Consider the following 11,712-nt stretch of genomic DNA (forward strand, 5'->3'; position numbering starts at 1 on the left):
CAATTTAAGGCAAAAAAATACAATCAAAATCTATTTGAATTTTGATTGTATTAATTGCTATTCAAAAAACTATCGCACAGTTTACTTCTTTGCAGCAGCTTCTGCTTCAGCAGCTGTATTTGATGGAGACAATGTCAAACCTTGAGGGATAAATTTAACATCACTTGCCTTTACATAAGCATCGCTACCAACATCGATTCGATCAATATTGCCCGTAGCATAGAATTTAGTGCCTACTAGGTGATAGAACAATTCTGCTTTATTTTCACTTGGTACCCAAATGTATACAAGCTTATCTACTTTAATGTGCCCACCTTGTTTTACAATCTTTGTTCCCTTGTGGTCTTGCATAGTGCCATCGACATTGTAAACATCAGTATCTTTGATAAATCGGGGTTCTCTATCATGATCGAGTTCGAAAGAACGAAAGAATTAGCGAAACACCTGCATCAATTGCTGTTCAAATGATGCTTACTGTGCTATAATTGCCTTGAGACAAGGAGGCTTATATTATGCTTGCTAAAAGAAGAATTCATGTACTAATGTCAGTATTTCTGGCTGCTGTTTTGTTTGTCGTAACAGCAGAGCATGCTAGTGCTGCCGAATCCGATACAGTTAAACTGTATTTAAATCATAATACCTACGTTTACAACAATAAAGGAAAACGTTTATATGGAAAAGGTAATTATATCAAGAAAAACATTGTAATTACTGCTCCGGGTAAATTAGAGAAGACAAATTCCGTAAAAAGATATTACATAATGAAACGGTCAGATGAAGGTACTGTGTCAAATTATAAAACTCCTACGTTTACCTATTTATACTGGCTTCCGTATACAATTATAAAAAATATAGAATATTATAAAACAGGCCCTAATAGATACATCAAGTGTATGAATGTCAAAGCCATTTATACTGAAGCTCTTCCTTCACCTTATTCGCATAAAGCACGTTTATTAGCAACTAATCAGGAAACGGTCATAACACGAGATCCTAAAGAAATCAATCAAAAACATATCTACGCTTTAACGAAAGTTGCTAATAACAGAGTTGAGGATGCGATTATATTACCAAAAAACAAGAAGTTAGTTGTAGATGATACTGTAGGATTTGATAATCTAATTGGTACTGCTTATCATATAAAAAATACAAATTATTATGTTAAAGCTTTCGATGTAGTTAGAAAGCCTAGACATCTAGTATTTTCTCATCCACTTAAGTCTTTTGTTGACGGTATTACAACTGTATATTAATCATAAAAAGGACAATTAGCCTTCCATTGCGGGTTAATTGTCCTTTCGTTTTACCAAGTTATTCTAAAGATTTTATTTTTCTTTGTATCATATGTCCATTCATCATGATAAGCAACAGTTAGATAAACATCATTTTCATTATTAACTTGAATACCTTCAAATTCTGTCGCATATCCTGAATCATCTAACTCACTATATCCATCTAAATTTAGAATATCCCACTGACCTATTTCTGTCGTGCCCCATGGAATTTTAACAATTTTTCTTGGCTTTGATTTAATGTTAGACGCATCAGGATGTCTTTCACTTGAAATGTAGATATTTAAATTATCATCGATATCATATCCTTGAAGTGATCCTACTTTTTTAATTAAATTATCGATCTTAAACGCATTAATACATTGATCCGATAAATTGTGTGTCCTTAAGTTTACATCGCCAGTTCCAACACTATTCAAAGCATCGTTCACATCAGCTAAATCATATACAGAGAAATAACCAGTTCCTGCACTATCAACTGTTACAATCAAGAAATAACTATAATTTGGTGATGGTGACACCGCTGCTTCTGATCTTACTAGTGTACTTCCATCATAGCCTAAACCAAACTTTTTACCAGCTTGGTTTAAATTTGAGATTCGTGGAAGTTGAGTGTTATTCTCATACTTTTGTTTATGAAATGGTACTCTAGCAATTTGAGTATCCCAGTAGATTTTATCTTTTGCATTATACTTACTCTTGGTTCCAATAAACCAACCAGCAGAATTATTTTCTCTACCACCATCCTCACGACTCCCTGCTGGTCCTGCATATTCCCACGTTTGAGTATGCCCACCAGCAGTTTGGTTTATATTAATACCTTTAGTTTTTGGTCCCTCTAAATATAATCTCTCTGCATACTTACCTTTAGTAAAACTTGAACCTTTACGTGCTCGATATACTACCGCATCTGTACCACTTTCTAACAATTGCAATGCATAAATATATGACCTACCAACATTGCCTTTTTGGACTACAACTTCATGTAATCCTTTTAAATCATACATTTCTTTAATATCAACCATCATAAAACCTCCGAAAAATTTATAAATTTACTGCTTATCCTGAGTATCGTGCTGTTTGTTCATTTGCTTCGCAACTTCCGCAAAAATGTCCTGCACTTCTTGTTCATTTAACTTAAAGCCCTTAGCTTCCAGTCCATCTACTACCGCATTGCCGACACGATTAATTTTCTGCATATTAGATAAGTTTTCTTTGTCGTATAAGCAGACATAGCTTTTCATCAATTTATCGGCAGTATTACGAAACTCTTCCAGTTGCTTATTCTTAAAATGAACTCTGCTCAAGATGCCAATACCAATTACACTGATCACCCATAAAATTAAGGCGATCAGTTCTACATAGTCATGAATATCCATGATTAAATTAATTCACCTCTCTTATAATCAAAGGGAGCTATTACATGTCCATTGGACTTCACCTCTGTTTAAAAATATTCAACAAGTCGCCTCATGTAGTATTGACGTACATAAATTTGACATAAAGCAGTCAATATACTACAATTAGGGCATAATAAATAGCGCAATGACCTCAATAGCTAACAGTGAAAAATAATTAAGTCATCGGCCTGTTTATTTTTTGTTGACGATTTTATAATATGCTTATTTAATAAACTTGTCAACTAAAAATATGCTTTTACGATATATTTTTTGAAAAATTGGAGTTTCTCTATCATGATCGAGTTTGAAAGAACGAAAGAACTAGCAAAAAAAAGGAAAATGTCCCTGCTGGAAGTCAACGATAAAGCAGGCTTAGGGAAAAGAAGCATCTATAACTGGAAAAATAGAAAGCCTGGAATCATGGCTTTAACAGCGGTAGCTAGAGTTCTACACACCTCTGTTGACTATTTAAGCGGTGAGACTGACGATCCTATCCCTCACAACCAGGAATCTATTAGACTAGAAGACGATCTTCCCCATTCATATAGGGGATATCCGGTTCCCGAGCGGTATCTGAACATCGTTAGAGATTTAATGGAACATGACATTCAAGAACGAGAAAATCAAGGGTAGCCTTAAGAATATTTTTCCTTTGTCTTTTTAAAATTGATATTTTAATCACACTTATTTCAGGCAGAAAAACACCGATAAACATTGATCTATCAGCATTCTAGCCTACTGCCTTAGGTCTGGACTAACGAAACTGCCGTAGAATTGCCTTCTCAGCACCAATCTACTTGTGAAATTGAAAAAACGTCAAAAAAAGAGCCTATGGGATCAACGATCTGAATCCTATATGGCTCTTTTTTCACAAAAAATAAAATTTAAGCTTATAAATTGTCTTTATAGTTCTAATTATGCTACAATTTTGAAAACGCTTAAAAGACACAAAGAGGACTTATCATGAATAGGATAAAAAAGGCAATAGCATTAACTTTAGGGGGAATTTTATTTATTACGTCTCTAACACCGAGTGCTTCTGTTTTAGCTGAAGAAGGTATGTCGAATTCCAATGTAGAAACAACTAATAGCCCCGAAGTATTCTATTCTCTCAGTTCAGAAAAGCAACGCGAAATAATTCGGGCCGCTGCAGCTGAAGAAAATATTTACATTCCCAAATATCCCGATCGTGGAGTAGGAAATTCTGCATTTAGAATTGCTCAATATATCTTAAAGAATAGAACTAAAATAACTAACATAATTGGAAAAGTTGTTGGAAGAAAAGAAGCTGTTAATTTTGGCGAAGCATTAAGAAGTATGGAAGGGCCACTAAGATCAATCGATCGAGCTAAAAAGGGTGGTAAAGATGTTATTAAGAAAGTTATTTATAATGCGCTAAGATCCGTTGGTGTACCAAGTAAAAACGCAAATGTAACAGCTCATGTTATAACTTCTGTAATTGATGCTTTAGTTTAAAAGGTGAAAAATGAGTTTACATTTATACGATATTTCAACTGATAATTCTGACATTAAAAAAATTGTTGAGATTTTACATAGATATGAATTGATGATCGATGATCTATACGAACTAATTGAACATCTTGATCCTAATTTTGACCGCATGAAGGATAGTTCTTATCTTCGACATGTTTTTGGATTTACAGAAAAAGATGAAGATGAATTAATAGACTTATTCTACGATCATCTCAACGATTCAAAAGATATCACTTTGAAAGAATTAAGAAAATGGTGCAATGATAAAGGGAGTTTTTCAGAAAAGCAAATAGACAATATCTATGAGGCATACCACACTTCTATTGCAAAAACATTTGAGGATAAAAATATGCCAAAACTAAATGAACTTAAAAAGCTTGCAGCTGAATACATTGATAAAGATAAATAGTCAATATAGATGTTTTATCAAAAAATATAAAAAGGTGTCTGGGAAAACTCGGAAATTAAGAAATCCTACTAAATCTTGGTATTGATAAACCTTGATTTAATAGGATTTTTCTTTTGCGTGAAGGTCTAAAATTAACTAAAAATAGACTTTTCCTCAGACACTATTTTTCATTTGCTAAAAAATCGATATAAGCGGTCAATGCCTCTCGTTGATACCGTTCCAGCGGATTAGATTCTGGGTAAGTCGAATCCCTAAAATCAGTAGCGGATTTGATCATTTCTTCTCTTGAAGCACCTTTTGGTTGGTCGATTTCTTCAAGTTGTCTAAGCAAGTTTCGATCGATCTTTTCACGGAAATACTCCGCTCTTGCTTCTGCGATTTGCAAGTTCATTTTAGCCTCTATGTCCTCTGGATTAGTTGATAATTGGAGCTTATAATCTTGAATCTGTTTCATGTATTTCATCAGATCATCTAGTTCGGTCTTCTTTTTTCTTGGCATTTATATCACTCCTTTTGGTAATTTAAATTGGGGTCTTGGGGTGTTAACCCTAAGTAGGTTTGGAGTAATCCAAAAACGAGCTTTCAAACGATAAGACTCCACTAACTCAGGCATTGATTGCAGAACTATTGGCTCAGCAACAGAAGGCTCTAGCCAAGAATAAGCACGCCAAGGAACTATTATCTGCGTATAAGGCAGGATTAGTAGGTGATGACCTAGCAACAGCCAAAGCAAACGCTCAACGATTGATGGCAAAGAAGCAAGAAGAGCTGGAATTAGTCGAAGAGTTGAGACAGCGAGAAGAAGAAGCACAGCAAGAATCTCAGTCTAAATTAACCGAAAAAGAAAAGGAATATCTACAATGGCGTAGAAGTCAGGGACTAGATCGTTAAAAACTCAAATATACCACTCCAAAAAGAGTGTAATATGTATTAAGTAACATTACATAATATTACATTGAGGTATTACTATGACAAATCAAGCAAGAAAAGAAACATATACTACACGTGAAATAGCTGATATACTGGGGTTCAGTGACTATCACAAAGTGTCAAATTATCTAGCCAAAGTCAAGGCATCACCAGTTGATAAAATAGGCAATGTTAATTACTATCCAACTCAAGTTAAAGATATGGCTATTACTTACTTTAAAACCCTTGAAACGACTAGAAATAAAAGCTCAAAGGTTAGCAGAACTCAGGAAGTAATAGATGGATTACATTCTCAAATTACCATCCTTACCAATCGTCAAAAACAAGAAATTGCTGAACTCAAAGAGCACTACCAACAATTGATTGATTCCAAAAATCAAACCATCACTTCTCTCCAAGCAGAAGTTGAAAGACTAGCCAAGGAATTAGAAATCAAAAATACCCAAATCGAAACCAGCAATCAATTAGCTACCCAAGCGCAAAAACTCACAGCTCAGGCTCAACAGCTGCATTACCTAGATTCTTCCCAAAGATGAGTCTAAAACCGCTCAGAAGTCCTCAGAAGACGAAAAACAGCAAAAAAAGAAACGTTGGTTCAACTGGAAATAAAACATTCTAAGCTAAATAGTGAATTAGTTATCCGACGGGATAATTGATTCACTATTTTTATTCTTTTGTAGAATTAAAGTAGTAGTAAAACGATATGCCCTGAGGTCTTTAGACACTTGATGTCGTATACAAAACTGGCAGTTTTACTTAAGTTTTCAATAGTCTCTTCGAAGAATGTGGACACTAGATGTCGAGTTTAGAAAATTAGATCTGATTTCTTAAGTAAATACGTTTTACTACTAAGTTTTGGAGGTTTTTATTATGCAAGTTACTTTTGGAATTGATGTAAGCAAATCTACTTCTACTGTTTGTGAACTAATTGGTGAAAGCAAAAATGAACTAACCATTACTAATAATCGTCCTGGTTTTATTCAATTGCTTCATGAATTAACCGCTTTTTCTAAACATCCGCAAATTATTTTTGAAGCTACCGGTGTTTATTCACGTACACTGCAATCTTTTCTGGAAGACTATGGCTATGATTATGTAATTCTTAATCCTCTTAAAGCTAAAAAAGAAATGGATATGGGACTACGTCATAATAAGACTGATAAAACTGATGCTTATCATTTAGCCTTAATTCAAAGACTATATCATCATCCAATTAATCAACTTCAATCTCAAACTTATAAGCAGCTTAATGCTTTGAGCCGCTTCTATGACCAGTTAACAGCTGACTTAGTAATGGCTAAAAATTGACTTCACCAAGCTCTACAATCGACTTTTCCTGAAATTGAAAATCTATTTTCTTCTGCTAAAGGTAAAAATTACTGGCAAATAGTTGTGCGATATCCTCATTGTGACTTAGTAAGAAGAGAAGATAAAAAACAGCTTATTAACTGGTTAATGAGCTTAAAGGGGATTGCTTTTAAACACGCTCTAAGGACTGCAGATAAATTAATTGAATTAGCTTATCAAGCTTATCCAGTTGTATCTTGCTCTAGCATAGAAGTCGAGCAAGTGCAGTATTATGCACACAGATTGCTTAATTTAAGTGATCAAAGAGAAAATTTAATCGCAAGAATGGTTAAGTTAGCGAAGTCTTTGCCTAATCATGATTTAGAAAACCTAGAAAGCATTCCAGGCTTTGCACAGACCACTGCTGTCAGAGTTTTAGCAGAGTTAGGAGATTTACGCAGATTTAGTAATCCTAATAAAATCAATGCTTTTATCGGAATTGATCCAGGCAGATATCAGTCAGGAGAAATGGAATCTAATTTAAGTATTACTAAACATGGCAATGCAGTCGCACGTAAGTTGCTTTATCGAGCTATTGGACAAATTGATAATGCAGCTAAGACAAATCCGTGTCATATAGCAGATTATTATGAAAGCAAAAAGCTATCCTCTCAAACCAAAGGGTTCAAAAAGATAGCTATTGCTTCAATTCATAAACTAATCAGGACCATTTATGCTCTGATTATCAATGATCAACTATATGATTACAACGTAGCCACACATAACCAAAAAGACTTTAGTCGTAATTAATTGATCAAGTACATTATAACGCTAAGCCCATAAATTAAATATAGAGGTGGGCTTATTTAGTATGCTTTCTAAAAAAATAAATCGCCACTAAAAGATACTCATGACAAAATTTAGATAAAAAATAAAGCCAAACACCTTATTGCGCTTGACTTTACGTAGAAAAAGACCGCTTGAAGTAGCGGTCTAAATATCAACTTTTATCCATTTAGCCACTGCTTGTAGTGACTCTGGGGTAGTTGTATTACCAGTACAACTGCCCTTTTTCTATGTTTATTTTAGCAAAAATTTAAATTACTGTGGAACGGCGGAAGTTTTATGAAGCGATATTTTTAGATATTGTCCTTGCTTTTTGAGATACTGGACTTGGATCATGGTTGATTTCCGTCATATTTTGTGAAAGTGTTTTGACGATAGGAAGAAAACTAGATTTGCTGTCATTTATGTTAAATGGGAACAGCGGAAGTTGGGGGATTTTATAATTGAATTTCATGAAAAAACAATCGTAAATAATCAATATCCAATTTTAACTTCATCAAGAAAAGGAATTTTTCTTCAAACGGAATATTATTCAGGTAATCAAGTGGCTTCGAAAGATAACACTGGTTATAATGTTGTTCCATATGGTTATTTCACTTACCGCCATATGTCAGATGACAATATTTTTAGATTTAACATCAATAAAATTGTCGATAAAGGAATAGTAAGCACGCTTTATCCTGTTTTTACAACAAATAAACATTTAGATTCTCGTTATTTACAAATACAATTAAACCATGGAAATGAATTTGCAAAGTATGCTCTTTTACAAAAACAGGGTGGATCTAGAACGTATATGTATCTTAGTAAATTAAAAAAATTGATACTTACTATGCCAAACTCTACAACAGAGCAAAGAAAGATAAGTGAATTCTTTGATACCTTTGATTCCCTCATCACCCTTCATCAGCGTAAGCCACCTGAAGATGGAGAACTATTATGGAACTCAGTAATTTTACACCCAACAGTTTATTCAAAGATTATTTTTTGCAATGGATCAAACTATACAAAGAAGGCGCTGTTCGTGAGGTTACGCTTGAAAAGTACCTCAACAATCATCAGCATATTGCAACGCTCGTTCCAAATTTACAGCTGAAGGATCTTGATCGCTCGCAGTATCAAGAATTATTGAACCTTTACGCGCTCACACATGAACGCCAGACTGTTATTGATTTTCATCATCAAATCAAAGGCGCAATTTTAGATGCGGTTGACGAAGGATTAATTCCTCGTAATCCAACTAGAAAAGCAATTTTCAAAGGCAAGGCTCCTAGACCTAAGCGCAAGAAGTATCTCAATCAATTTGAATTGCACAGTCTTTTAGAAGATTTGGACTTAAGTCCTGAAGTTAACTGGGATTGGTTAATTTTGTTAATCGCTAAAACTGGACTGCGTTTTTCAGAAGCTATTGCATTGACGCCTGATGATTTCGATTTTATTCATCAAACTATTTCAGTCGATAAGACCTGGGATTATAAAAAAGGAACGGGTTTTAGTCCGACAAAAAATAAATCCTCGATTCGAAAGGTACAAATTGATTGGCAGCTAGGGATGCAATTCCAACAGCTTATTAGGAACAAAGAGCCGAAAAAGCCTATCTTTGCTAGTGGTCCCGTTTGTAATTCGACGCCTAATAAGTGGCTTAATCGACATTGCAAAAAATGTGGCATCCCTGAAATTTCGATACATGGTTTGCGACATACGCATGCATCCCTGCTGATGTTTGCGGGCGTATCGATTGCTAGTGTTTCGCGCAGGTTGGGACATTCATCGATTACCACCACGCAGAAAGTGTACATGCACATTATCAATGAACTCGAAAATCAGGATAATGATCTTGTAATGAGGTATTTATCAAGTTTAAGTTAGATTTTGTTTGTGGCTTACGCTGATAAAGAGCGATGAGAGAGTCAAGTTGTTTAAAGAAATCTCCTATTTGCTTTTGCTCTTTTATATCAGTTGGGATACTTACATTGAAGTCGGCAAGATTTTTACGACTAATTCTTTGCCTCGTTCCCCCAGCTAGGCAGCTTTGCACATACTTGAAATATGTTTGTGTTGATAAATATTGAACTATAAATTCTGCAGAAGTTTCCCTAGATGTTCTTGCTATTGTACAGTCAACAGCTGTTATCATCCTTGTCTTTAGCTTTGGTAATATACAAGCCCTACCAGCTGGATCAGGCAATCGTGAAATTATAATATCCCCTGGAAAGATTTCCTCACAATTAAGTTTTTTAAAAGTTTCTTCTGATATCCACTTTTCATTACCGAACTTATTAATAAATTCTGTAATTCCAATATTTCCTGTCTGTACTAGTCGAATACCGGAACTAGCTTGGTCTTTTGATTCAATCCAATCACCATCTGTAAACTTCGCAAATAATGATGCTAACTTCCGCTGTTCCCAGTCATAACAAAAAAAGCAGATAAATTATCTGCCTTCTTGTATATCTATATTTCGTCAACGCCTAGTAATTTAAGCTGTTCGTTGATCTTCTTTTCCAATTCTGCAATCTCTGCATCATCTTCTTTTAACTGACGATTTACTTCTGCAAGATCGATTTCTGGTTCTTCTTCGAAAGTATCGACATATCTAGGGATGTTAAGATTGTAATCATTTTCCTTGATTTCATCAAGACTTGCTACGTGAGCATACTTGTCGATATCCTTTCGTTCTTTATATGCTTCTATAATCTTATCAATATTCTCGTCAGTCAATCTGTTTTGGTTCTTGGCCTTTTCGAAATCCTTACTTGCATCGATAAAGAGAATATCCTTGTTGCTTCTGTTCTTCTTAAATACCACAACACAAGTTGGGATTGAAGTTCCGTAGAACAAGTTAGCTGGCAAACCAATTACTGCATCAAGGTAATTCTTGTCGATGATGTTCTTACGAATCATTTCTTCCGCTGCACCACGGAATAATACACCGTGTGGCAAAACAATAGCCATCTTACCATTAGCATTTAAATGATAAAGAGAGTGAAGAACAAAGGCATAGTCAGCCTTAGTCTTAGGTGCTAGCTTGCCATAATCGCTAAACCTTGGATCCTTCAATTTGCTTTCTGCGTTGTTCCAGTGAGCGGAGTATGGAGGGTTTGCGACAACTGCATCAAAGAATCTTGGACGATCAATTCCTTGTGCATCGGGACCATCAGGCCAGTCTTGTTCCAATGTATCCGCATTGCTCAAGTGCATTGAGAAGTAATCAACGTTGTGCATCATCAAGTTCATTCTAGCCAAGTTGTAAGTAGTAGTGTTCAGTTCTTGACCAAAATATTGAATCTTATCTTTCATGCCTGCCGGTAATTGATTACCTACAGTCAATAGCAAAGAACCAGAACCACAAGTAGGGTCGTAAACGCTAAATTCTTTGTCTTGATCAACTTCACCTAAGGTAACTAACTTAGATAAAACGATTGATACTTCGTGAGGAGTATAGAATTCTCCACCCTTCTTACCAGCTGATGAAGCGAATTGTTTGATTAAGTATTCATAGATCGCGCCTAGAATGTCCTTGCCATTTTCATCGGTGTATTCCATGCTATCAACCAACTTAACGATCTTGCTCAATGACTTAGCTCTAAGGGTTGTGCTAGTTCCAAGCTTGTTGTCACCAAGGTTCACGTCATTGAACACGCCTTGGAAGTCCTTATTTGCTTGAACGTTCAACTTAGCATTGTTGTTGAAGTTATCAAACATTGCCTGGTAATCGCTAGGAATTACTTCACCTTCATCAATGCGCTTAATCAAAGATGCCCAAGTATCATTTGGTGCAATTGCATATCCTAGGTTGTCTGACGCTAGCTTAATGAATTGATCTTCGCCGTATTCGGCAGCTTTTTCAACATAATCATCATTAAGAGTCTTGCCATCTTCAGCAGTTAAGCCAACATTTTCAGCAAAGTACTTTTCTTGGTGTTCTGACAAGTATCTATAGAACATGAATGCCAAAATATAGTTCTTATATTCAGAGGCGTCCATATTTCCTCTGAGTTCGTTGGCCATTTCCCAGAGTTTGGCGCCGATTTTTTCGATTGAGTTGTCCATT

13 protein-coding genes and 2 pseudogenes are annotated in these 11,712 nt (G+C 35.2%); 9 read left to right on the forward strand and 6 right to left on the reverse strand.

The annotated features are described in order from the left end of the window. Positions 1–81 precede the first annotated feature (81 nt). A pseudogene (locus tag BN53_RS02285) lies at positions 82–390 on the reverse strand (SLAP domain-containing protein); the annotation flags it as partial. Positions 391–512: 122 nt separating this feature from the next. Between BN53_RS02285 and BN53_RS02290 the strand changes: the two are divergent. Next, a complete protein-coding gene (locus BN53_RS02290) occupies positions 513–1,253 on the forward strand; it encodes a hypothetical protein (protein WP_009559284.1) in 741 nt (246 codons plus the stop codon). 50 nt (positions 1,254–1,303) lie between these two features. Here BN53_RS02290 and BN53_RS02295 read toward each other — a convergent pair whose 3' ends face one another. Then, the gene (locus tag BN53_RS02295) at positions 1,304–2,320 is read right to left on the reverse strand and encodes a helveticin J family class III bacteriocin (protein WP_238318406.1); all 1,017 of its coding nucleotides are present in this window, start codon (positions 2,318–2,320) and stop codon (positions 1,304–1,306) included. Between the two features lie 24 nt (positions 2,321–2,344). Further along, on the reverse strand, positions 2,345–2,671 hold the full coding sequence (locus BN53_RS02300; RefSeq protein WP_009559286.1) for a hypothetical protein: 327 nt from the start codon (positions 2,669–2,671) through the stop codon (positions 2,345–2,347). 315 nt (positions 2,672–2,986) lie between these two features. Between BN53_RS02300 and BN53_RS02305 the strand changes: the two genes are divergently transcribed. The 3 genes from BN53_RS02305 (at position 2,987) to BN53_RS02315 (ending at position 4,595) form a co-directional block, all read left to right on the forward strand. Beyond that, positions 2,987–3,325 (forward strand): helix-turn-helix domain-containing protein, encoded by a 339-nt coding sequence (locus tag BN53_RS02305; protein ID WP_009559287.1) that lies wholly within the window; start codon positions 2,987–2,989, stop codon positions 3,323–3,325. 330 nt (positions 3,326–3,655) lie between these two features. After that, positions 3,656–4,168 carry a hypothetical protein gene (locus tag BN53_RS02310; RefSeq protein WP_009559288.1) on the forward strand — a complete coding sequence of 171 codons (513 nt, stop codon included), beginning with the start codon at positions 3,656–3,658 and terminating at the stop codon, positions 4,166–4,168. 10 nt (positions 4,169–4,178) lie between these two features. Beyond that, positions 4,179–4,595: a hypothetical protein gene (locus BN53_RS02315; RefSeq protein ID WP_009559290.1), complete on the forward strand. Its 417-nt coding sequence runs from the start codon at positions 4,179–4,181 to the stop codon at positions 4,593–4,595. A 160-nt stretch (positions 4,596–4,755) separates the two neighbouring features. On the opposite strand, the gene BN53_RS02320 is transcribed toward BN53_RS02315, so the two are convergent. Continuing rightward, positions 4,756–5,094 (reverse strand): hypothetical protein, encoded by a 339-nt coding sequence (locus tag BN53_RS02320; RefSeq protein ID WP_009559291.1) that lies wholly within the window; start codon positions 5,092–5,094, stop codon positions 4,756–4,758. A 113-nt stretch (positions 5,095–5,207) separates the two neighbouring features. Between BN53_RS02320 and BN53_RS02325 the strand changes: the two genes are divergently transcribed. From BN53_RS02325 to BN53_RS02340, 5 genes and pseudogenes are all read left to right on the forward strand, one after another. Beyond that, positions 5,208–5,486, forward strand: a complete 279-nt coding sequence (locus tag BN53_RS02325) for a hypothetical protein (protein ID WP_009559292.1) — start codon at positions 5,208–5,210, stop codon at positions 5,484–5,486. Between the two features lie 77 nt (positions 5,487–5,563). Continuing rightward, positions 5,564–6,061 (forward strand): hypothetical protein, encoded by a 498-nt coding sequence (locus BN53_RS02330; protein WP_009559293.1) that lies wholly within the window; start codon positions 5,564–5,566, stop codon positions 6,059–6,061. A 334-nt stretch (positions 6,062–6,395) separates the two neighbouring features. After that, positions 6,396–7,622 (forward strand): annotated as a pseudogene (locus BN53_RS02335) (IS110 family RNA-guided transposase). Positions 7,623–8,085: 463 nt separating this feature from the next. Further along, positions 8,086–8,754, forward strand: a complete 669-nt coding sequence (locus BN53_RS09360; protein ID WP_009559296.1) for a restriction endonuclease subunit S — start codon at positions 8,086–8,088, stop codon at positions 8,752–8,754. Beyond that, positions 8,646–9,527 (forward strand): site-specific integrase, encoded by an 882-nt coding sequence (locus BN53_RS02340; protein WP_009559297.1) that lies wholly within the window; start codon positions 8,646–8,648, stop codon positions 9,525–9,527. Before BN53_RS09360 ends, BN53_RS02340 begins: the two co-directional genes overlap by 109 nt. Here the strand turns inward: BN53_RS02340 and BN53_RS10065 are convergent. Further along, entirely contained in the window at positions 9,466–10,089 is a 624-nt protein-coding gene (locus BN53_RS10065; protein WP_081495911.1) for a restriction endonuclease subunit S, read from the reverse strand. The genes BN53_RS02340 and BN53_RS10065 overlap by 62 nt on opposite strands. A 23-nt stretch (positions 10,090–10,112) precedes the next feature. After that, positions 10,113–11,711 carry a type I restriction-modification system subunit M gene (locus BN53_RS02345; RefSeq protein ID WP_009559298.1) on the reverse strand — a complete coding sequence of 533 codons (1,599 nt, stop codon included), beginning with the start codon at positions 11,709–11,711 and terminating at the stop codon, positions 10,113–10,115. Position 11,712: the final 1 nt, after the last annotated feature.

Source organism: Lactobacillus pasteurii DSM 23907 = CRBIP 24.76 (assembly GCF_000297025.1).
Taxonomy (GTDB): Bacteria; Bacillota; Bacilli; order Lactobacillales; family Lactobacillaceae; genus Lactobacillus; species Lactobacillus pasteurii.